The organism is Bacteroides sp. ZJ-18 (assembly GCF_011038705.2).
GTDB classification, from domain to species: Bacteria; Bacteroidota; Bacteroidia; order Bacteroidales; family Bacteroidaceae; genus Bacteroides; species Bacteroides hominis.
Genome location: NZ_CP072198.1, coordinates 2,596,343 through 2,619,697 on the forward strand (window position 1 = coordinate 2,596,343; position 23,355 = coordinate 2,619,697).

Below are 23,355 nucleotides of genomic sequence, written 5' to 3' on the forward strand. Positions count from 1 at the left end.
TAAATGATTATTGTTATCCGACTCCGGAATCAAGGAACAGATGAAGGATATCTTCCCTACCATAAATGCGGTACAAGAATCCCCTATAAAAGGGATTTCGGGAACAACCACTATACTCTACTTTTGCAGCAGGAAATGATCCGTGAAAATTAATTAAAAAATGTAGGTGGCTTTTTGACACACCTTCAAGAATAAAGCAACAGTTTTAAAGCTTTTAACAACAATCTGCCGGATTGTGTGTTAAACAAAAGATTCTAATTTAAACATAACTAAACTTAAGGTATGAAGACCAATTTACGTCTATTATTTACGTTGCTCTTTGTGGTTTCGGTTGCAGCATTACATGCCGGGACAATGAATGACATACGTGTTTCGGGCACTGTTGTGTCCGAAGGAGACCCGTTGCCCGGTGTATCGGTATTAGTGAAAGGAACCAGTGTCGGCACCATTACGGGTATCGACGGTAAGTATTCCATTAATGTACCGTCCGATGGTACGCTGGTATTCAGTTTTATCGGGCTGAAATCTGTGGAACATAAAGTGGGTGGACGCTCAGTGATCAATGTCGAACTGGTGCCCGACAGCAAACAATTGGAAGAAGTGATGGTAGTAGCCTATGCCACTGCCAAAAAATATAGTTTCACCGGTGCCGCCTCTACCGTTAAAGGTGACGAGATAGCAAAGTTACAAACCTCGAGTGTATCACGTGCCCTTGAAGGAACCGTAGCCGGTCTGCAGGCAAGTGCTGCAAGCGGCCAGCCGGGTACCGATGCAACCATACGTATCCGCGGTATCGGATCCATCAATGCGTCCAGCGCACCTCTTTATGTAGTGGATGGTGTGCCCTATGACGGCAGTGTGAACTCTATCAACCCCGAAGATATCGCATCGATGACGGTTCTGAAAGATGCGGCCTCGGCTGCTTTGTACGGTTCGCGTGGAGCCAACGGTGTAATTATTATCACCACCAAGCAGGGACAAAGCGATTCGAAGACTACGGTGAATGTGAAAGCCAGCTTCGGTGGTTCCAATCGTGCGGTACGCGATTACGACCGGATCGGCACCGATCAGTACTTCGAACTTTATTGGGAGGCTTTACGTAACCAATATGCACTTGATACAAAGAATTATACTCCTCAGACGGCGGCTATCAAAGCTTCTAAAGACTTGGTAGGAAAACTCATGGGGAGTGGCCCCAATCCTTATGGGGCTAAATACCCTCAGCCGGTAGGCACGGATGGAAAATTGGTGGACGGGGCCGTTCCACTCTGGAACTTCGATTGGCAGGATGCCATGGAGCAGCAGGCACTTCGCACGGAATTGGGATTGAATGTCTCAGGAGGGGGCAAAACCAATCAATATTACTTCTCTGCCGGATATCTGAATGATAAAGGTATTGCCTTGGAGTCCGGCTATGAACGCTTTAATCTCCGTTCGAACGTGACAAGCCAGATGACCAAATGGCTTCGGGGAGGAGTGAACATGAGCTTTGCCCACTCTTTGCAGAATTATCCTGTATCATCGGATACGAAAACAAGTAACGTCATCAATGCCGGCCGTCTGATGAACGGGTTCTATCCCATCTATCAGATGAACGAAGACGGAACCTATAAACTGGATTCCGAGGGACAGCGGATATACGATTTCGGTTCTTACCGTCCGTCCGGTTCGATGGCTAACTGGAACCTTCCGGCTACATTACCCAATGATAAGTCGGAGCGTATGAAAGATGAATTTTCGGGACGTACTTTCCTTGAAGTTACTTTTATCGAAGGATTGAAGTTTAAAACCAGCTTCAACTTTGACCTGATCAATTATAATTCACTCGACTATACCAACCCTAAAATAGGCCCGGCTGTTAATACCGGAGGTTCATCGAGTCGTGAAAACGACCGTACTTTTTCGTGGACTTGGAATAATATCCTGACTTATGACAAAACCCTCGGAGAGCATCATTTCAACCTGTTGGCCGGACAAGAGGCTTATTCTTACCGTTACGATGTGTTGCGGGCATCCCGTTCGAATATGGCATTGCCCGATTTTCCCGAACTGGCTGTCGGTTCGCTGGTAACCGGAGGGACAGGATACCGCGTCAATTACTCGTTGGTAGGATACTTCTTAAATGCCCAATATGACTATCAAAGCAAATATTTCTTTTCAGGTTCTTATCGGCGGGACGGATCTTCCCGTTTTGCTCCAGAGACCCGTTGGGGTAATTTCTGGTCCGTCGGTGCTTCCTGGCGTATCGATCGTGAAGACTTCATGGTGGCTACGAGCGACTGGCTTTCTGCTCTCACATTGAAGGTTAGTTATGGTGCGCAGGGTAACGATAATTTGGGAACGTATTATGCCAGCAGCGGACTTTATTCGGTGGTGAGCAATAACGGAGAGAATGCATTGGTATCCGATCGTCTGGCTACACCAAAACTGAAGTGGGAAACCAACTTGAATTTCAATGCCGGCATTGACTTCTCGTTGTTCAACAACCGATTCTCCGGTTCGTTCGATTTCTTCCGTCGGCGTTCGAAAGATTTACTCTATTCCCGTCCGTTGGCTCCCTCGCTCGGTTATAATTCAGTAGACGAGAATGTAGGCGAACTAAAGAATACTGGTGTTGAAATCGATCTGAAAGGTACCTTAATCCATACCCGGGACTTTATGTGGCGATTGGGGCTTAACCTGACACATTATAAGAATGTCGTGACTGACCTTCCATTGAAAGATATGCCTGTGAACGGAGTTCATAAACTGGCAGTGGGACGTTCTGTTTATGATTTTTACATGAAGAAATGGGCGGGAGTTGATCCGGAAAACGGGGATCCGTTGTGGTACAAAAATGTGAAGGATGCCAATAACAAGATCACCGGGCGTACGACTACCAATGACTATGCCCAGGCGGATTATTACTATACCGGCAAATCATCCTTACCCAAAGTGTACGGGGGATTTAATACCGCTTTCTCGTATAAGGGTTTTGAACTATCGACAATTTTTGCCTATAGTATCGGAAATTATATCGTGGACCGTGACGTAACTATGCTATGGCATAACGGAAGTTCTACCGGACGTGCCTGGTCGACAGAAATCCTGAACCGTTGGACACCGGAGAATCGATATACTGATGTACCGGCACTAAAAACCATATCGAACAGTTGGAATGCAAATTCCACACGTAACCTGTTTAATAACTCGTTCCTGCGGATGAAGAATATCACACTATCGTATAACTTCCCGCAACCGATGATAAAGAAGATCAGCCTGAACAGCCTACAATTGTTTGTACAGGCCGATAATCTGCTTACCGTTTCGAAGAATCAGGGACTCGATCCCGAACAGGATATCAGTGGGTTGACATATTACCGTTATCCGGCTATGCGTTCCATTTCAGGAGGAATCAATGTTTCGTTCTAAGGTTTTAATCCTCAGAAAAGGTGCTGTTGCAATAGTATGCTTCAGCTCGATTTAATCATGAATAAATCATATATAGTAAAGTATAAAATAATAGATGATATGAGAACAATACGATTTAACAATAACAGACGTATCTCCTCTTCTCTTTTTCTTCGGAAAGAGGGTAGGAGAGAGACTTCCGTGAGTAATGCCTCCGGAGATAAGATCCCTAAAGGTAAGGTTCCCTTTCTCCTTCTCTTCTTTCTTTTGTTTCTGGGGAGTTGCAGCAGTGACTTCTTAGACAATAAGCCGACAGATGCCGTAGATTCCGGTCTCGTACCCGTGCCTTCGAATGCCGAACGCATCTTTAACGGTGCGTGGTACAATCTGTTCGAATATGGTACCACTTATGCCAACATCGGCTATCGTGCTTTGATGTGTCAGGACGACATGATGGCTGATGACGTAGTTTCACGTCCCATGTATGGGTTTAATTCTTCTTATCAGTTCAACGACGTGGTGATGCCTTCCGACGGGCGTACCACTTTTGCCTGGTATCTGATGTATAAGACCATTGATAACTGTAATACGGCCATTTCTATCCAAGCTACCGGGGATGATGATACACCGGAATTCCGGCATGCCCAGGGACAGGCACTCGCCGTACGTGCTTTCTGTTATCTTCATTTGGCACAGCATTATCAGTTCACCTATCTGAAAGATAAGAATGCTCTTTGTGTGCCGTTGTATACCGAACCCACCAATCCGAATACCAAACCTAAGGGGAAGGCGACTCTTGAAGAGATTTATACACAGATCATTAATGACCTTAACCGTGCCAAAGGGCTTCTTGACGGCTATGTACGTCCGAACGACAAGTCGAAATATAAACCTAACACCGATGTGGTAAACGGACTCCTGGCCCGTACTTATCTGCTCACCGGACAGTGGGACGAAGCTGCCAAAGCCGCGCTTGAAGCAGCCAAAGGATATACTTTGATGACGGATGCCAAAAACTATATGGGTTTCAACGATATATCGAATACCGAGTGGATCTGGGGACATCCGCAATCTGTCAGCCAGTCCGATGCCAGCTATAACTTCTATTATCTGGATGTGGTGGAACCCGATTCATATAATAGTTTTATGGCCGATCCGCATTTCAAGGATACTTTTACCGAAGGTGATATCCGTCTGGAATTGTTCCAGTGGATGCGTGAAGGTTATCTGGGATACCGCAAGTTCCGTATCCGCTCTGATCAGACGGGAGATATTGTCATTATGCGTTCTGCCGAGATGTATCTGATAGCTGCCGAAGCTTTGGCACGTAAAGGTCAATTGGGCGAAGCGGTAAAACCGCTTAACACTTTAAGGAATGCCCGCGGACTGACTGACTATGATCTTACCGGAAAAACACAGGAACAGGTGATTGACGAAATTCTGATGGAGCGTCGTCGCGAATTGTGGGGCGAAGGATTTGGCATTACTGATGTTCTACGTACGCAACGTCCTGTGGTACGTGTGGCACTGACTGATGTGGAAGCTGCCAAGGAGTACGATTGTTGGCAGCAGAACGGCACTTTCAAGAAGTATCATCCGGAAGGACATTGGTTCACCAGCTTCCCCGATGGAACGAAGTTTGTGCCCAATAGTAAGTATTATTTGTATTCTATTCCTGAAAAAGAGACGAATGCAAATACGAATCTGAAATAAGAAACCATAGTCAACTGATTTTATATGACCTGTTTCTGAAAAATCAGATAGATTAATACAATAGACAAAAGGTGTGTCATAACTCTGCGGTGAATAAGAGTTGCGACACACCTTTTTTATCAATACCGTTAATGGTTAACTGAATATATACACAATGATTCCCGTAATGACTACATAAGCCAGTGCATATGGAATGGCTGCTTTCAGGATTTCTCCTTCTTTCCCTTGTTGGTTTCCTGCCGATGTAGCGATGGCGATACTTTGAGGAGAGATGATTTTGCCTCCTGTCGCACCTACCGTATTGGCTGCTGATAACCAGTCCGGACTGACATTGATATGTCCTGCTACGCTGGCTTGCAGCTTTCCGAAGAGGATGTTCGAGGATGTATCACTTCCGGTGATGAAGGTACCCAAACAGCCGATAACCGGAGCAAAGAGAGGGTAGAGGCTTCCGGTGGCTGTGGCGAGTGCAGTGGCAATCACGGAAATCATGCCTGCCGTATCCATAATGGTAGATAACCCCACCAGGCAGATAACGGTGACGAACGTTTTCTTTAATTGTTTCACCGTGTTCCATAAAACGACAAACAGCTCTTTCACTTTGGCTCCCTGTATCAGACCGCCTACAAACGTGCCTACGAAAAGCAGAACTCCGGCATGTGTCAGCCAGGCGATGGTATAGTTCACGGTGGAGTCATTGATGGGGAGGCTGATGCGTGTCACCCAGTTATTTTCAAGCGTACTTCGGAGTCCCGGGAAAAGCGGACTGGTCAGTATGATCAGTAACAAAATCAGCAGATAAATGCTCCAAGCGTTTAGGATATCTTTACCCTTCAACATGCTTTTCTGTTCTTTCTCTTTTTTCGGAGAGGTCAGTTTGCCATAAATAACGATAACGATGATAGACAAGATGCTGCCGATGATAGCCGGTGATTCCGCCCCCATATATCGGGCCGCAACGTACTGGCTGCCTAAAGATACAGCGCCTACCAGCAGTGCCAGAAATAGGTTTTTGGGTAATGATTTTATTTTCGGGTCGGTCAGGAAGAGCAGTACCAACGGTATCAGGAACATTAGTACGGAAAGTTGCAGTACGACGTTCGTACTCAGCACCTGTACATCCAGATTGGTTTCTTTGGCGAGTACCAGCACCGGTGTACCTATGGCACCGAAAGCCGTAGCCACACTATTGGCAATCAGGCTGACGGTAGCTGAAAAAATGGGTTTGAATCCCAGACTGATCAGGATAGCGGCGGGGATGGCAACAGCTGTACCAAAACCTGCCATAGCTTCAAGCAACCCTCCGAAACCCCAGGTAAGGAGCAGTACCTGAATACTTTTATCGGTAGAGATGGAAGAGAATTGTTGTTTGATAATCTCCATTTTCTCTGTTTTCAGCAATACATTGTAGCTGAAGATAGCCATTAGGATGATAATCAGGATGGGAGAAACCGCTTTCAGTGCACCGTATACGAATGAAAATACCAAGTTGTCTGCCGCATAATGGAATCCGAAAAGAGCTATCAGCATAGTTACTATGAGGGAGATGACGCTACTTTTGTCACCCGGCATTTTAAAAAATGCCATTAATACAATCAAGAGCAATACCGGAACGATGGCAAGGATCAATGTCATAATTGTCTGTTTTTAATAGTTGATGTTTAAGTTAAGATATTGATATAACAAAACCGGAACCTGTTTTGACGGATGAAATAATTATTTTTTTGCTGTATAGCGGTAAATAACGTGAGTTCGATATAATCTAAAACATGGCAAGCTGCCTGTCCTTGATAATATTAACATCAATGGCAGGCTTCTTTTCAAAGAAACAGTAAGCCGCAATGGCAGCTATGTGAAATAGATACTCAGATCTATTGTTTCGTTTTGTGTGATTTTTGAAGAATTACAAAGTGATTTTTATTTGAATGAAGAATGCAAGGAGTAATTGAATTTCTGTGAGTTCTTGGATTGTAGACTTGCGACTATATTAAAGATTGCGCGATAGCATAGATACGCCATTCCATAATTCGGCAATTTTATCGCGTGTCAGATTATGGCCATAATAATGCGAGATCATAGCCAGACAGGCTGTGCCACAATCCATCGCATTATATTGAGAATAAAACTTAAACTTTTTACATTTACTCATTTACGATCATTATCGAAATAAGTGTTTACCTTCTCCATCCGTTTTGATTTACCTGCCGTGAAATAGTAATTGATCCGGAGCATGAAACCTTTTGAATTACGCTTAAAATAGTCTCTTTGTGAATAAGTATCACTAATAGTATGCACCACCTCTGCTGATTCCACTATGGATTGATAGCCTGCAAAAACGTTGAGATTTAATTTGTCAAAATTCTTCATTATGAAGATGGCGTTAATTGAACGAAGTGGAGCTATATATCCTGTAGTAGTAAGAGTCTTACTATTATATGATCCGTAAGTGCCGCAACCGAATCCCATTGGAAAAGCAAGCATGACAGTTCCGCCGAGTTTATACAGAAAATTACTTCGCTTAACGCCATTGTAGCCCATAGTCTCATAAGCCGCACTAAGCTCAGGGTCAATGCTAATCGCTCCACCAAGGAAGTTGAGTGAACCATTGATTCTCAGACCCGCTCTCTCAAGCTTACCTCCGTTTGTAAATGTGCTTATTGTGTTTAGCTCATTGTCGTGTAAAATTTGGTTTACTATCAGATTATTACTTTTATGATAGTATGGTATAGTGTTGATGGTTATGGCATCCGTTCTATAAGTGTATGTTAGTTCAAACACTTTGTATTGTTGGAGCTTGAGATTGGGGTTGCCTCGTGATATGGTCTTTTCGTCATCTTTTATTTCATACGGTGCCATCATCCATGCTGATGGATAGTTCGTAAGGTATTTGAATTCAGCTTTCAGAGCGTTTTCATTATTTATTTTCATTATAGCAGCAGCCGTTGGCATAAGTGTAAACTGTGAACTGGAGCCATAAGCTTTGTCCTTAAACTCGTTTGCATTTACTTCGCCTTTTGCACCGACTCTAAATTGAAACTTGCCAACAGAGGCGTTTAGATCGGCAAATAGGTTACAACGATAGTTCTTCAGGTTATTTTCGTTCGGCTCATTGTTGAGCGAACCTTTAAAATCCTGAAAATAGCCTTGCACGCCTGTGTTGAGATGAAAAACGTCACTTAAAACGTTATTGTACTCTACTCGTAACGTAGTCGAAAATTTATTTCCCAATTCACGATTCATAAAAGGCTGAGTTCCATCCTGATATTTAGTATCAACATCTTCAATCGCATCCATAAAGCCGAAATTGGCATTAATAGAAAAGTAATCCTTCGCCTTATTTTTCATCGAATGGCGATAATATAACGTATAGTTACCCATCCAGTACCTATTGGCAAAACGAGTGTTAAACGGCGAAAGATCGTACTGCTTCCCGTCAATGATATTGAAGGCTGAATAATCAATCTCTTTACGAGTACGAACCTGCTTAGTGCTGGTGGTGATATTGAAAAAGTCACGTGGGGTTATTTGGTAGTCGAGATTAAGACCGATGTCATGTGTCATTTCAAAAGGTTTAGCCGAATATCCAATTTTTCCATATAGTTCGTCCGTTAATTGGTCGGTACGTTGTTGTTGGATATCGAATGGATTGGCACGGTAATAGTTATCATAAGACATTTTTAGTCTCACTTTGTCCGATCCCCACGTTACTCCCACATAAGTGTCGTTAGAGCGTAAATCTAATTTCAGCGTTTCTTCAACATCAACCGAAATGCCTTTTTGAGCCTTAGGTTTGAGTATGATATTAATAATACCGTCATACTCCACTTCCGTGCCACTTGACGGCGAAGTAATCACCTCTACTTTTTCCACATCCCTGAAGTTGATTGAGCGCATATCTACCGAAGTTCCGGTATTCACGCCATTAAGCAATACAAGGGTATTCTCTTTACCCATAATTCTTATTTTCCGGCTTAGTTCATCTACAGCAATTTCCGGTATCTTACGCATAAGATCAGTAGATGTATATACATTCTTTAACCTGAGGCTGTCGATAATATAGGAAGTTTTGTCTACAGATACCCGGGTTCTGTAATTACCCAATACGGTTACTTGATCCATCTCCATGCTGAGCTCTATCGCTTTCAGAGGGATGACGCCCAAATCAATTTCCCGTTCAATCGCTTGTTCATCAAGAACAATATTTTTAGTAAAATATCCGTTATTGCTTATTACAACCTGACAACCGCCTTTATCTATTTTGATCTTATCGAATGCAAAAGAGGCATCTTCCGATTCAACCATACCGGTAAACAGCATCTTATTGTTGTTGTCGATAACGCTTACAAGCGTCATCGTAACAGGAGCAAGCGTTAAGCTATCTACGGTTTGACCTTTGAGTTGAATCTCTTTTGAAAAAACATTATTTAAACTCAATGTAAGATATAATAATACAAGCAAAGTGTTTTTCATTATCCTAAGTTTGACGTGAGTTCGATATAAGTATTAAATTATGTCTCTGAATAATAGTAACGTGGCGATAAAAGTATTAAATTTATAGTGCTAAATTATAACATTAAAAACAATTACTGCTATATTTTCAGAGGCTAAAGTTACATAAATATATTGTTTGGTTGGCGATTTCCTCCATAAATTTGCATTATAGCAAGAAAAATATACGATTAGGTTTATTCCGGTTCATAAGTACCGGAATAAACCTAATCGTATGAATGATGATGAAATCATGGTCATCCTTATCTTATTCCACTCGGGAGGTTTCCGTTGTTTTAGGCATTATTACAAGGAATATGTTTGCAAACATCTGGTACATTTTTTCCAAAACCGTATATCTTGCAGCCGTTTCGTGGATTCCACCCCACTTCGTGTGTGTTGTAATCAACGCATACTGATTCATGAAACTTTTAGAGGGCATGCCGAACGTGGAAAATGTTCCATGGGGTGATAATAACTTTATTGCTAATTCAATCTGCCATTGCGGCTTACTGTTTCTTTAAAAAGAAGTCTGCAGTTGATGTTAATTTTTTCAAAGACAGGTAGTTTTCTATGTCTTAAGTTATATCGAACTCATGTTAAATAAAAAGGTGTAGCCCTCCGCATGGAAAGGCTACACCCTTTGGTCCGGATAGCTACACCCTTTTCATCGGATGGCTACACCCCAATGCCGGGGATTTATTTTTTCTTCATATTCAAGATCTGTTGCAGCTGCTGCAGGTTGGCTTTAGCGGCCTCGTTACCCATCTGGGCAGCTTGGTTGAAGGCAGCGACAGCACGTTGTACATCTCCATTGAGGAAGTTGTATACACCTACGTTGTTGATGAATTCTGCTGTTTGATGGTTGGCTTTATCCATATACTTGATTGCGTTTTCCAGATCTTTCTTGGTCAGTGATACGGCGGCGGCATTCAGGTTGGCTACTTCATCGTTCGGATACATACGTACAGCGATGTCGAATACATTCACGAAGTCGTTGCTTCCTTTGGGATAGCTGTTGGCCACCTGATACATCTCATTCAGACTCAAGTATTTCGGGTTGACTTTTATCACCACCCGTCCTTGCTCTACATCGAAGTTGGCTACGGTGTAGTCTATCTTGCAGTTCACTTTGCGGAGTCCGGGATAAATCTCTTTCAACATCGTACGGTAGGGTACGCCTCCGTCCACGCGCATGATTTCCTGTTTGCGGCGTGCATCGTCAGTCGTATTCTTGATGATACCGATAAATTTATCTTTATCCTTCATTGACGATTTTTCCAATGCTTGTACCAATCCGTCCCAGTTTTCACCACCAAAAGTTACTTTGTAAAGTTTGCCGGGAACTTTTTCGTTGGTAGTCAGATAATTCTTCAGAGCTTCGGCACGTTTCTGCGACAGTTGTTCGTTGAATTTCAACGGACCCTCCGGTGAAGCGAATCCTTCGATACTGATTCCTGTTACTGTCAGGTTCTTGTCATTCTGAATCTTGTCAAACATAGCATGAATGTTCATCAGTTCTTTGTGGTTATTCATGAATTCCGGCTGGATAACAGCTTTGCTTACAGGGAAATCGAGGTGGGCCTCATACTGCTCGCTACGGTTTTTCACAACTTCTACAGTAGGCTGAATATAAGCAACCACCGGTACCATGGCGCTCAGGCGTTTGGCTTCGGTAGAGACATCGTTGGTGATCAGTTCCTGTGCAAGCATCTCTTCGTTATTGCCGCATCCGCAGAGGTTTTCAACCAGATTCAGTGAGGCATTTGCCATCCAGGGTTCATAAGGGATCACTTGGGCATAGTTGAGTACTTCTCTTTTATTATAAGGTACCACGATACCGGCAGGCAGTTCGCGGCTGATGGCTAATCCGCGTAAGTAAGCTTTCTGACGGCGTTTACCGTTAATGATGATCTCTTCCAGCGCTACGTTGTGCTGTCCGTCTGTCAGGAGCGGAGTAAGTGTGAGCATACGTTCGGGACTGACCGTTAGATTCTTCATATCGACCTGCATGTCTACATAAAGCGAATTGCCTTGTTGCCACAGCGAAACATCGGATAGACTGATGGCATCTTTAAAGAATTTCTGGGCACTGGCCGGCATAACAACTGCGAGGGCCAAGAGGAAATATATGATTTTTCTTTTCATTGTTACTATTGATTTAGTTTTTTATAATTGGTTCCGGAGAATGTGTGTGGGGATTTACTTGATGGTATAAATAATGCTGAGTCCTATTTTCGTCGGGCCGAAATAGTTCTTGTTGTTATGTCCCAGCTTTTCACCACATTTGCCACACGCATATTTATCGTAGTTCAGGCGGGCATATCCTGCACCGATGGTAGCTTCCATACTCCAGCGATTCTTGAGTATCCAGTGGTAACCATAAGAGATACCTGCACCGTATATCTTACCGTCATAGCGGTAGTTGCCCAATCCAAAGATGTCGAGATTGCTCATGTTGACATCGGCGTAATGGCCGTGCAGGCCGAAAAAGCTACCGTTGAAACGTTCGCAAAGCCAGTAACGGAGTTCGGGTTGTACCAGCCAGTGCTTGATTTGTCTGTTTTTGGAGAATTTCCAGGGATTGTAGTTGCCCGATACGTCAAGGGTAAGTTTTTTCGCCAAAGCCACCTCAAATCCCAGGTTCGGAGTACTGGTAGCCCAGTAGAGGGCGTTGGTTTTGATGGCAAACTTGGGCAGATAAGTTTTTGTTCCCTGCTCTTGTGCATGTATGCCTGTGGCAAACACAAGCAGGAAGCATGCTGCTAAAAAAAGTTTGATTGTTCTCATTTTCATTTTGGTCTAGGTTTTTACATAAACTATTTGCGAGATTAAACGTCTGAGAGGGGAAGTTTGTTGACTCATACTCAAAATAATGTTATAGGACATGCACGCTAACATTTTTAAGCAAATAATTGTTATCCTAATAAAGTCGGGATTCCAAACTTTTCATTTTCTCCGGGAAAGAGGATGAAAATAAACAAGCAATTGTAATTTGGATTACATCTATTCTCTTTTTTACATGCTAACTTTACATATACTTTAAAATAATAGCCTATGAAAGAGCTTATCAATCGCCTGGAAGAACTGAACAGGCAAGCTGAAAAAGGTGGCGGAGACGCCCGCATCGAGAAACAGCATTCTGTCGGAAAGCTGACGGCACGTGAACGCATCGACCTGCTTCTGGAGAAAGGGTCATTTATTGAACTCGATAAACTGGTAACCCACCGTTGTACCGATTTCGGTATGGAGAAACAGAAGATTTCCGGTGACGGGGTTGTGACCGGATACGGAATGATCGGCAAACGGCTTGTCTATGTTTTTGCCCAGGACTTTACCGTTTTTGGCGGTGCACTGTCCGAAACGTATGCCAAGAAGATTTGTAAAGTGATGGATATGGCTATGCAGATGGGGGCACCCATCATCGGACTGAACGATTCCGGAGGAGCCCGCATTCAGGAAGGAGTCCGTTCGTTGGCCGGTTATGCGGAGATATTCCTACGCAATTCTTTAGCCTCGGGTGTCATTCCGCAGATCAGTGCCATCATGGGCCCGTGTGCGGGCGGGGCAGTCTATTCGCCTGCATTGACCGATTTTATCCTGATGGTGAAAAACTCCGGTTATATGTTTATTACCGGTCCCGATGTGGTAAAAAGTGTTACGCAGGAGGAGGTCAGCAAAGAAGATCTGGGAGGGGCGGATGTCCATACCATGAAGTCGGGGGTGGCGCATCTTTCTGCCGAAAATGATATTGAATGTATCAATTACATCCGTGAACTGATTTCTTATCTGCCCGGCAATAATATGGAGGAACCTCCGTTTGTGGCTACCACCGATTCTCCGACGCGGCTTACGCCCGAACTATCGGAACTCGTGCCTACCAACCCCAATCAGCCATACGATATAAAAGAGATGATCCGTGCCGTGGCGGATGATAATAGTTTCTTTGAATTGCAGGAAGAATTTGCCCGTAACATCGTTATCGGCTATATCCGCCTGAACGGGAAAACGATAGGAGTGGTGGCCAATCAGCCGTTGGCATTGGCCGGAACACTCGATATCAATGCTTCTATCAAAGCGGCACGTTTTGTGCGTTTCTGCGATGCGTTCAATATTCCGTTGCTCACGCTGGTCGATGTGCCGGGGTTCCTTCCGGGTGTGGATCAGGAGTATGGCGGCATTATCCGTAACGGTGCTAAACTGCTTTATGCTTATTGCGAAGCCACTGTACCTAAAGTGACTGTCATTACCCGTAAAGCTTATGGCGGTGCTTATGATGTAATGAGTTCCAAGCATATCAGGGGAGATGTGAATCTGGCATACCCTACTGCCGAGATTGCCGTAATGGGGCCGGACGGTGCGGTGAATATTCTGTTCCGCAAAGAGATTGACAAAGCCGCAGATGCCGAGGCGAAAAGAAAAGAGCTACAGGATGATTATCGCAGTAAATTTGCCAATCCGTACCGGGCTGCCGAATTGGGCTATGTAGACGAGGTTATCGACCCTGCCATTACACGTATGCGCCTGATACGCAGTTTTGAGATGCTCGCTAATAAGCGGCAGTCTAATCCGCCGAAGAAACATTCAAACCTTCCACTTTAAAGCAGAGGAGAACATCGTATGATAAAAAAGATATTAGTTGCGAACCGTGGCGAGATTGCCATGCGTATTTTCCGTACCTGTCGGGTGATGAATATTGCTACGGTGGCTATTTATACCCGCGTAGACCGTGGTGCCTTGCATGTACGTTATGCCGAAGAGGCTTATTGTATCTCCGATTCGCCGGAAGATACCTCTTATCTGAAGCCGGAGAAGATTCTGCAGATTGCTAAAAAGACGGGAGCTGCCATTCATCCGGGATATGGCTTTCTGTCTGAGAATGCGGACTTCGCCCGTCGTTGTGAGGAAGAAGGGGTTATCTTTATTGGTCCGAGTGCCGATATTATTGCCCGAATGGGTATTAAGACTGAGGCCCGCCGGATTATGCGTGAAGCTGGTTTACCGATCGTACCGGGCACGGAAGATCCGGTGAAAGGCATTGCCGAAGCCAAAAAGGTGGCTGCCGAAGTAGGCTATCCCATCATGCTGAAAGCACTTGCCGGAGGTGGTGGGAAAGGTATGCGTCTGGTACGCAGTGAAGAGGAGATGGAAACCGCACTTCGCCTTTCGCAATCCGAAGCCGGAACTTCATTTGGCAACGATGCCGTTTATATTGAAAAATATATCGAGAATCCGCATCATATTGAGGTGCAGATACTGGGCGATAAATATGGCAATGTGATTCATCTGTACGAACGTGAATGTTCCATTCAACGGCGTAACCAGAAAGTGATCGAAGAGTCGCCTTCTCCTTTTGTGAAGCCCGAAACACGAGCTAAAATGCTGAAGGTGGCAGTGGAAGCCTGCAAACGAATCAACTATTACAGTGCCGGAACGCTGGAGTTTATGATGGACAAAGACCAGAACTTTTATTTTCTGGAGATGAACACCCGTCTGCAGGTAGAGCATCCGGTGACGGAAGAATGTACGGGAGTGGATTTAGTGCGAGACATGATTTTGGTGGCTGCGGGCAACCGCCTCCCTTACCGGCAGGAAGATGTCGAATTTCGGGGTGCTGCCATCGAATGCCGCATCTATGCCGAAGATCCTGAAAATAACTTTATGCCTTCACCCGGGGTGATTACTGTCCGTGAGGCTCCCGAAGGGCGTAATGTTCGTTTGGACAGTGCTGCCTACGCCGGCTTTGAGGTTTCTCTACATTACGACCCGATGATTGCCAAACTTTGTTGTTGGGGGCGTAACCGTGATTCTGCCATTTCGAATATGGCCCGTGCACTGCGAGAATACAAGATTTTAGGTATCAAGACTACGATTCCTTTCCACCAGCGTGTGTTGAAGAATGCGGCTTTCCTGAAAGGAGAATACGATACTACTTTCATCGACACCCGTTTCGACAAGGAAGACCTGAAGCGCAGACAGAATACCGATCCGACTGTAGCGGTGATTGCTGCTGCGCTGAAGCACTATGAAGAAGAAAAAGAGGCTGCTTCACGCGCCACTACGCTTCCGGTAGTAGGAGATTCGCTTTGGAAATATTACGGCAAGTTGCAGATGACTGCCAATAACTATTAAACTCAGAATGATTATGACAACAATATTAGCAACCTATTATGCCAAGATACAGGATGTGCCCGACAGTGAATATAAAGTGGAGATACTGGAAGACGGGCCTGTGAAGAAAGTGGCGGTCAACGGAAAAGTATATGATGTGGACTATAATGTAGGAGGTGATTCTATCTATTCCATCATCATCAATCATCATTCGCACGGAGTACAGATATCTCCGACTTCCCATTCCTCCTATACCATTATGAATAAGGGGGAACTTTATCAGATTGAACTGAAAGGGGAGTTGGAAAAGATTCATAATGCCCGTAACGGAGCAGATGTCGTAGGACGTCAGGTGGTTGTGGCTCCTATGCCGGGTGTTATCCTGAAAACTTATGTGAAGAAAGGAGACGAAGTGAAGAAGGGTGATCCGCTATGTGTGTTGGTCGCCATGAAGATGGAGAATGAAATTCGTTCGGTGGCTGATGGGGTGGTGAAAGAGATTTTTGTGGAAGAAAATACGAAAGTGGGATTAAATGACCGCATCATGGTGGTTGAGTAACAAACAGGTATTTAAGAGGTAGGGGCTCTGGAAGTTTTTATTTCAGAGCTCTTTTTATGTGTATTGTTATCTTTCATTGAAATAGATATAGTTAGCTTTTGGAGACCGGTATAAGATATTCTTAATCATTCCTAAAAAGAACTTGCTTCGTTTTGTCAATTCAGAATCTGTTCGTAGTTTTGCGAACAATAAACAATGGGAGAATGATAAAGTGAAAACAAAGCAGTACACAGAAAAGCAGGAGCAGCTTGCCCGCTTTGCCAAGGCTATGGGACATCCGGCGAGGATTGCTATCCTTAGTTTCTTAGCGAAACAGGATAGTTGTTATTTCGGGGATATCCATGAAGAGTTGCCTATTGCCAAGGCAACCGTCTCACAGCATTTAAAAGAACTGAAAGATGCAGGATTGATTCAGGGAGAAATAGAAGCGCCTAAAGTTCGGTATTGCATCAACCGTGAGAACTGGGAGTTTGCCCGGTTGTTATTCGTAGAGTTTTTAAACGATTGCACCTGTACCGGGACATCATGTTGTGGGTAAAGGGATTTTTTTTATGAAATCTGTTCGTGTATTTACGAACAGATATTCTTGCAATACGATTTTAATGAAGAGTATCGGATACGGAAGATTATAGTATGATTAAAAATGAGAACAAGATGGAAAAGAATCAGATAAAAAACAATCAAGATTTAAAGGAGTTAGTGAAACAACGTTATAGTGAGCTCGCTCTGAATGCAGAAGAGCTGAAAGGTTGCTGTTGCGGTAGAAACCCCTTGGCTGCTTCAAAAAAAGTATTTACCATAATGAGTGAGGACTATACAAATTTGAAAGGTTATGAACCTGATGCGGATTTAGGGGTCGGCTGCGGATTACCTACACAATATGCCAATATCAGTGAAGGTGATACAGTGGTTGATTTAGGTTCGGGAGCAGGGAATGATTGCTTTATTGCCCGTGCGGAAGTAGGTGAAAGCGGTAAGGTCATTGGTATTGACTTTTCCCCTCAAATGATAACAAAAGCACGTAACAACGCACTTAAACGGGGATATGCCAATGTGGAGTTCTTAGAAGGTGATATAGAGAATATGCCTTTACTGGATAATACGGCAGACGTCGTTGTGAGCAACTGTGTACTTAATCTGCTTCCTGAAAAGAATATTATTTTCAAAGAGATTTATCGTGTGCTGAAGCCTGGCGGACATTTCTGTATATCCGATGTTGTACTTAATGGAACATTCCCCAAAAAGTTTACTGATAATGCGGCGATGTATGCAGGGTGCATCGCAAGTGCTATTCAAAAGGAAGATTATTTGCAGGAGATAGAAAAGGCCGACTTTGTGGATATTCGTATTGCGAGGACTAAAACGGTTCTTATTCCTGATGAAGTGTTATATGAACATCTGGATGAAGACACGATCCGAAAGTATAAATCCGGAAATGTCGGGATTTACTCAATTACAGTAACGGGAGAAAAACGATCTGTGTAATATGCGGATTCTTAATTCTTTCCGTTTAAATGGATATAATTCCGGTTATCGCTGATTCTGCGTTAACCGGAATTTTATTTGGAGGGGAGTCGGGCTTTTCTACGTGAGATTAAATTTTATTCTTGTATATTGTTCCTCCCTTCATAATCATTGCGAAATTTCTTTCCGGATCGCCCAGTAGTGTAATGTCTTTCAGTACATCTCCATCCACCAGGATTAAATCGGCCCAGGCTCCTTCTTCTATACTGCCTAACTTTCCTGGATAGGGGTTTCTTGCACCGGATAAGGCCAGTAACTCCGCATTATCATGTGTCACCATTTTAAGAATTTCAAAATTGCTGAACCATTTCTGTAATTTGAGGATACCTTGGTTCTGGTTTTTCGTATTGGCCGGATTGAATAGTAAATCTGTTCCCCATGCCAACTTGACCTTATATTTCTTTGCCAGTTGATATGTCTGGTCTGTACCCTGAACTACTAAAGCATGTTTCTCCTGCTGTTCTTTCGTAGGGAACTGATTATCTCCCAAAGTGAAAGGCTGCATACTGAGCCATATCTCTTTTTTCGCAATCAGTTCCATAGTCGCCTCATCAATCAGATGTCCGTGCTCAATACTTTTTACTCCCGCATGGATAGCTCGTTGAATAGCTCTGGGCACATAGACATGCACCATTACATAGGTTCCCGCATCTTCTGCCGCTTTGACAGCAGCATGAATTTCTTCTTCAAAAAACTGTGTGTCTTCCAACCGATCGTATAGAGAAGCAACTCCGCCGCCTGTCATCAACTTGATCTGGCTGGCTCCCAAGCGGAGATTGTTGCGTGCGGCAACAGTTACGGCATCCACTCCATCGGCAATAATGGCAGCACCTATCTCTTCCGTATGCGTTAATCCGCAACAATCGAATGGACGCGGTTCGTCATACACCGCTCTGAAATCTCCATGTCCTCCTGTCTGAGAGATAAGGGAACCGCTTGGATAGATACGTGGTCCGGAAAGAATACCTTCATCAATGGCCCGTTTTAGTCCGAAGACCGGACCACCGGCATCCCTGATGGTCGTAAATCCGCGTAGTAGCGTGGCCTCTGCTTCCTGTCCGGCTTTGAATTGTGTATAAGCGGTGTCAGCAGTCAGCAGATCCATCATTGTATTGCATGACATATAAGCATGCCAGTGTGCATCGATTAGTCCGGGCATCAGGAATTTTCCCTTTCCGTCTATGATAGTGGGATTACTAATTCCGTCTGTAGGGATCGGAGTTTCTGAAATGGCTTTAATCCGGCTGTTTTCTATCAGTACATTTCCCCGGATAGTCTGCTCGTGGCTGCCATCGAATATTTGAACGTTATTGATTAAAATACTTTTATCCATGATACATCGTGAATGGGTGAATACTGGTGGTATAACCCGTGAGGGAAGGTATTGGTTTACTTACCGGGATGATAAACTTCGTTAACCGGGAAATACTGCGTTTGTATTCTAAAAAACTTTACTAAATATGGAGTGCCCTTCTGTCTGATGATTTTGATTACTCTATATGCTGTTTTATGTCTTGTCATTATTAAAATAGAATATTTTTCTTGTCCGGAATAATTAAAATGACCTAATTAGAAAGTTCTAATGACTTTCCACATTGTACTATTTACAGTACTTTCATGCATAGATTACTTCTTTTTGATAGACTGTATATTAACCTTAATTACTGTTGATTTGAACCTATTCTTTTTGCTGTACGTTCTCTTTTTATAGACGAAGTAATTGAACCCGTCACATTTCAGCCGGTAAATGTGGCATATTGTCTCACTATTAAACACATATGGATATGAAAACTTTATTCATTTTTCTATTTGTTTTGCTTGCATTCTACTCCTGCGATACGGACGAACCGATCAGTGCAGAGGATTTATCGGCTGCAACCGTTATGAATATGGATGATGTCGATGTAGCTTCCCGTCCGGGAAACTACTTAATCTGGCTCAATGGAACGAGTGCGGAAACAAAGAAAGTTGCAGTTCGACTGCAAACCGTGAACCATTACGACAAGATGATATCTTTTAATGATCTACCCGGTACAGATAAGCTGGCAACGTTGGAATCTATGGCAAAAGATACATTGAACGACCTGACAATTGTAGGCAATGTCGCTGACTTTTTAGCAGGTACTTATAATTTTGAAATGATACAGGATATCCGTCACAATCGTCAGGGAGTGATTTTAATTGCCAAAGATGGTAAGGAGGAAGATTTGAAGGAACAGATGCTGAAACTTTTCGGACTTTATGTAGATAAAGGGTATTATAAAGTTAGCTTCCCGCGCGAGCAGCGTTATGCTTATTATGACACAAATGATCCGGACGCTTTGAAGAAACTCTGTGGCACGAATGGTCTTAACCCCCATACCCGTAGTATGCTTTCTTCTCCCGGCCCAACGGATGATCCTTCTGCCCCTGAAGTTACCGAACGGGCTTTGCATGCTATGAAGAAAATTTATATCAGTAACCGGTTCTATGTTTATACCAGTGATTACAAGTATCATATGACTGGATATGAAACGCTGTTACCTTATACTGCTGAAACAAGGAATTATGCTCCAAGGGAAGATAAAAGGTATGATGGGATGGTTGACAGAGAATGGACTATTGACGCTTATAATTTACGTATTTATGCGCCAACCAATGGAGATAATATGCTTGCTGTTTACAGTTCGGGTGGCAACGGATTTTCTAACAGGCTCGATAATTCATTGGTATCTTTGAATAATCCACCCATGTATGAACTCTGGGCACTGATATGGGGATTACGGAATAATGCTTATACAAAGATTAATATCCGTGACGACGAACAGTCTCAATTAGATCTCAAATTGGTTGATTTTGCACCAGGACTGCCGCAAACCGAGAGTACCATTGAACATGCGTATGAAAAGAGTGTAGGGTTTGATTTGGGAGCGAGTCCTGTTTTAAAGGGTGAGTATCGTTGGGGAAAGTCTATCATCTATCAGCTGGCGGAAATGACCCGTGAAGTGACCCGTACGATTACCGATGCTGAGATGGATTATTGCTGGAAATGGTATCCTGAAATCCTTTTCAAGGGGAATAAAGCAATGAAAGCAGATGGTATGATCGATGGGGTTGCCATGATTTCGCCCGCATGGTATGATATTCTCTACAACCATGTGGCGGGAACTCCGGGCACGGATAATGTTTTTTGCGATTATAACAATGACTTGCAGTTTAACCAGAATTTGCTCAATTACAATCAGGAGTGTGCTATTACTGCCCGTACAACCGGTGCGTCGGCAGGTGTTGTAGCCATTGAAATAACTGACGGAATGGTGTTACAGCGTGGAGGAGCCTGGTTCACGAGTTGGGGAGCCGCAGTGATTCATCCTTTGCCAAGTAGTGCCGGCACTGCTTATGATGCCACAGTAGATGTGCATAAAACAACTACGGTGTGGATTGACTATAATAACTGGTAAAACGAACCATTAAAAAAAGATTATTATGAAAACAAAAATGACATATATGCTACTTCTGTTCTCAAGCATTCTTTTAGGGGCATGTGTTAGGGATATTATCGATGATGTTCCGGTGCCTGATGAAGATAATGAGATCGATAAGAAAGATGTAGTCTTGGTACGCATGGGAACTGATGATGCGGAAGTGAAAGATATTACTTCCCGTTTGTTCAACAACATTCCCACTTCCTGGGAAATAGGGAAAAAGACAATTGTGGACTATGATAAGATGACAAATCCTGAGACAGAACTCGATGCCGATATCAAGAATCCGGATATCTATGTGACGGTTATCCTGAATATCAAAGATGTTGTTTCTGGTAAATATCCGGTCTCTCTGTTCCGTATGCTGAAGTTCTATAAGAGAGATTTCTATGTTATTGCCACTCAGGATACTCCGGAACAAAAGAACGAAATGCTTTCATTAATAGGAGTTTATATGGAGCCGGGTTATTATGCCATTAATTATGATAATGTGCAGCATTACCGAATCTTTCCTTCTGCCGATCCATATGCCAAAAACAATATGATTGGTAAGGGAGCGGCCTCTTTCAACCAGCAACTGTTGACCCGTTCTGCGGATATTTTGCCCAAAGGTACCGATCCGGATCCTGCATATAATGCACAAATGGCAGATAAGGAGGCTTTGAAGCGGATAGAAATTTATAACCGTATCTACGGTTATGCTCAGGGGGATATGAACTATTCCATGCAGGCGGTTCCTTATAAGATGAAAGAGGGGGCAGCACCCGATGTGATTATAGATAACTCCTGGGCGATAGATGCCTATAACTTCCAGATATACAGTAAGAACAACAATTGTATATTGAGTATAACGAACGACGCGGGAAATGGTTTCACTGCTAATATCAAAGACTATACAACGCCCAAAGGAGCCAATGTCTATGCTTACATCTGGAACCTGATGCGGGAAGCCTCCAGTGAGATCACTGTCCATTCGGATGGGGGTATTTTCCGGGAAATCAGTTATCAGCCGCAAACGGTGAATCATGGAACCAACTATACAGAGAATTCTTTTTGGAAAGTATCTGTATCCGTATCACCTGCTGAACTGGAAGAAAAACCTTGGAAGGCTTTCAAAGTATCGTTTGGCAAGGAATCGTCTACTGAAATATCTTATAAAACATTGTCGATGGATTACTCTTGTAAAGGACAATATGGCAATGGGCTATACAGTAAACTCTGGCAGTTTATTCCCGGAGAGTTTTATGATAGAGCAGAAGCCTTTGTTTACGAAACGAGCGAGGGGTTGCGGTGGATTGATGCTGCGCAGGCAATGACTCCCAATTATGTAACATGGGGGGGCTGGACTCTTCGCCAGAATTATCTGGCTCACATCAACAATAGTATGAAGCTCCATCGGCAGCAGTGTATTTATTCTCTGGAAGCTGATGCGCAACCCGGAGTTGTTTCTGTTGCCATTACCGATGCTATCAATTTGCAAAAGACTTATGTGCATTATAACTGTGGTATTCGCTATGGACACGATTCGGCTAAAACGGATCTCAAAATGTCGAAGATGGTTTGGATTGATTTCGGGCAGTGGGACAATTGAAACATCTAATTAATACGGAAAAAGTTATGCGAAATCTCTGTTACAATACGGATATGTGTAGCCCTTATATACCTTATTCAGATGAGAAGTGAAATGTTTCAGTCGGTCGCCATCTCCCCGGAAAGGAGGTGGCGACATTGTCTGTAAATGTTGCTTTTTTAAATCTTTGTTAATTGCTTGGGTGAGCCATGCCAGGAACACCCCAAGCAATATACTTCCGTAAAGTCGAATCCCTCAGTTGAGGCTTCCGGATATTTGGGGACTACTGTTCCATTTTGGGTGATGTATACTAATAACCGCTCTCCTTGGCTGTTTTTTACGTACATACCAGCGATTTTGCACTGGGGACAGAGTAATTTCTTCATATTACTAAAAATGGATTCTTTGATAAAATGTTATTTTATAATTGTTTTTATCTGTATGCCTATAAATCGGATGACATTCAACAAGCTCTTTAAATCTCAGCTCTCTGCAAATATGAATAGCAGATTTAGTAAAACTACTTCTATCTAATT

Annotated in this window: 16 protein-coding genes and 2 pseudogenes; 10 read left to right on the forward strand and 8 right to left on the reverse strand. The window is 43.4% G+C overall.

Annotated elements, in window-relative coordinates; all coding sequences use genetic code 11:
* The first annotated feature begins 282 nt into the window (after nucleotides 1-282).
* Nucleotides 283-3,411: a TonB-dependent receptor gene (locus G7Y45_RS10320; protein ID WP_165015351.1), complete on the forward strand. Its 3,129-nt coding sequence runs from the start codon at nucleotides 283-285 to the stop codon at nucleotides 3,409-3,411.
* A 99-nt stretch (nucleotides 3,412-3,510) separates the two neighbouring features.
* Nucleotides 3,511-5,103 carry a RagB/SusD family nutrient uptake outer membrane protein gene (locus G7Y45_RS10325; RefSeq protein ID WP_032536353.1) on the forward strand — a complete coding sequence of 531 codons (1,593 nt, stop codon included), beginning with the start codon at nucleotides 3,511-3,513 and terminating at the stop codon, nucleotides 5,101-5,103.
* 135 nt (nucleotides 5,104-5,238) lie between these two features.
* On the opposite strand, the gene G7Y45_RS10330 is transcribed toward G7Y45_RS10325, so the two are convergent.
* The 4 genes and pseudogenes from G7Y45_RS10330 to G7Y45_RS10340 form a co-directional block, all read right to left on the reverse strand.
* On the reverse strand, nucleotides 5,239-6,738 hold the full coding sequence (locus G7Y45_RS10330) for an L-lactate permease (protein WP_165015354.1): 1,500 nt from the start codon (nucleotides 6,736-6,738) through the stop codon (nucleotides 5,239-5,241).
* A gap of 127 nt (nucleotides 6,739-6,865) precedes the next feature.
* Nucleotides 6,866-6,952: pseudogene (locus G7Y45_RS20145) on the reverse strand (IS982 family transposase); the annotation flags it as partial.
* Nucleotides 6,953-7,090: 138 nt separating this feature from the next.
* Nucleotides 7,091-7,252: a cysteine peptidase family C39 domain-containing protein gene (locus G7Y45_RS10335; RefSeq protein WP_005809124.1), complete on the reverse strand. Its 162-nt coding sequence runs from the start codon at nucleotides 7,250-7,252 to the stop codon at nucleotides 7,091-7,093.
* Complete coding sequence (locus G7Y45_RS10340; RefSeq protein WP_165015357.1) at nucleotides 7,249-9,456, reverse strand: TonB-dependent siderophore receptor; 2,208 nt, start codon at nucleotides 9,454-9,456, stop codon at nucleotides 7,249-7,251. Before G7Y45_RS10340 ends, G7Y45_RS10335 begins: the two co-directional genes overlap by 4 nt.
* Nucleotides 9,457-9,721: 265 nt before the next feature.
* Between G7Y45_RS10340 and G7Y45_RS10345 the strand changes: the two are divergent.
* Nucleotides 9,722-10,060 (forward strand): annotated as a pseudogene (locus G7Y45_RS10345) (transposase); the annotation flags it as partial.
* 230 nt (nucleotides 10,061-10,290) lie between these two features.
* Here G7Y45_RS10345 and G7Y45_RS10350 read toward each other — a convergent pair.
* Both G7Y45_RS10350 and G7Y45_RS10355 read right to left on the reverse strand, forming a co-directional pair.
* Nucleotides 10,291-11,739 carry a DUF3868 domain-containing protein gene (locus G7Y45_RS10350; protein WP_005809119.1) on the reverse strand — a complete coding sequence of 483 codons (1,449 nt, stop codon included), beginning with the start codon at nucleotides 11,737-11,739 and terminating at the stop codon, nucleotides 10,291-10,293.
* Between the two features lie 54 nt (nucleotides 11,740-11,793).
* Nucleotides 11,794-12,381: a DUF3575 domain-containing protein gene (locus G7Y45_RS10355; protein WP_032531925.1), complete on the reverse strand. Its 588-nt coding sequence runs from the start codon at nucleotides 12,379-12,381 to the stop codon at nucleotides 11,794-11,796.
* 267 nt (nucleotides 12,382-12,648) lie between these two features.
* On the opposite strand from G7Y45_RS10355, the gene G7Y45_RS10360 reads away from it, so the two are divergent.
* From G7Y45_RS10360 to arsM, 5 genes are all read left to right on the forward strand, one after another.
* On the forward strand, nucleotides 12,649-14,193 hold the full coding sequence (locus G7Y45_RS10360) for an acyl-CoA carboxylase subunit beta (RefSeq protein WP_005776394.1): 1,545 nt from the start codon (nucleotides 12,649-12,651) through the stop codon (nucleotides 14,191-14,193).
* Nucleotides 14,194-14,211: 18 nt separating this feature from the next.
* Entirely contained in the window at nucleotides 14,212-15,723 is a 1,512-nt protein-coding gene (gene accC / locus G7Y45_RS10365; protein ID WP_005786450.1) for an acetyl-CoA carboxylase biotin carboxylase subunit, read from the forward strand.
* A gap of 13 nt (nucleotides 15,724-15,736) precedes the next feature.
* Nucleotides 15,737-16,261 carry a biotin/lipoyl-containing protein gene (locus tag G7Y45_RS10370; protein ID WP_005809115.1) on the forward strand — a complete coding sequence of 175 codons (525 nt, stop codon included), beginning with the start codon at nucleotides 15,737-15,739 and terminating at the stop codon, nucleotides 16,259-16,261.
* Nucleotides 16,262-16,472: 211 nt separating this feature from the next.
* Entirely contained in the window at nucleotides 16,473-16,799 is a 327-nt protein-coding gene (locus G7Y45_RS10375) for a helix-turn-helix transcriptional regulator (RefSeq protein WP_005776397.1), read from the forward strand.
* A gap of 116 nt (nucleotides 16,800-16,915) precedes the next feature.
* Nucleotides 16,916-17,746, forward strand: coding sequence for an arsenite methyltransferase (gene arsM / locus G7Y45_RS10380; protein ID WP_005809113.1), 831 nt, complete (start codon nucleotides 16,916-16,918; stop codon nucleotides 17,744-17,746).
* Nucleotides 17,747-17,855: 109 nt separating this feature from the next.
* Here arsM and G7Y45_RS10385 read toward each other — a convergent pair whose 3' ends face one another.
* Entirely contained in the window at nucleotides 17,856-19,118 is a 1,263-nt protein-coding gene (locus tag G7Y45_RS10385) for an amidohydrolase family protein (RefSeq protein ID WP_032539800.1), read from the reverse strand.
* Nucleotides 19,119-19,569: 451 nt separating this feature from the next.
* Here G7Y45_RS10385 and G7Y45_RS10390 point away from each other — a divergent pair, with 451 nt between their 5' ends.
* Entirely contained in the window at nucleotides 19,570-21,225 is a 1,656-nt protein-coding gene (locus tag G7Y45_RS10390; protein WP_005809109.1) for a hypothetical protein, read from the forward strand.
* Between the two features lie 25 nt (nucleotides 21,226-21,250).
* Nucleotides 21,251-22,840, forward strand: coding sequence for a hypothetical protein (locus G7Y45_RS10395; protein ID WP_241158974.1), 1,590 nt, complete (start codon nucleotides 21,251-21,253; stop codon nucleotides 22,838-22,840).
* A gap of 158 nt (nucleotides 22,841-22,998) precedes the next feature.
* Here G7Y45_RS10395 and G7Y45_RS10400 read toward each other — a convergent pair whose 3' ends face one another.
* On the reverse strand, nucleotides 22,999-23,205 hold the full coding sequence (locus G7Y45_RS10400) for a hypothetical protein (protein ID WP_005809105.1): 207 nt from the start codon (nucleotides 23,203-23,205) through the stop codon (nucleotides 22,999-23,001).
* Nucleotides 23,206-23,355 lie beyond the last annotated feature (150 nt).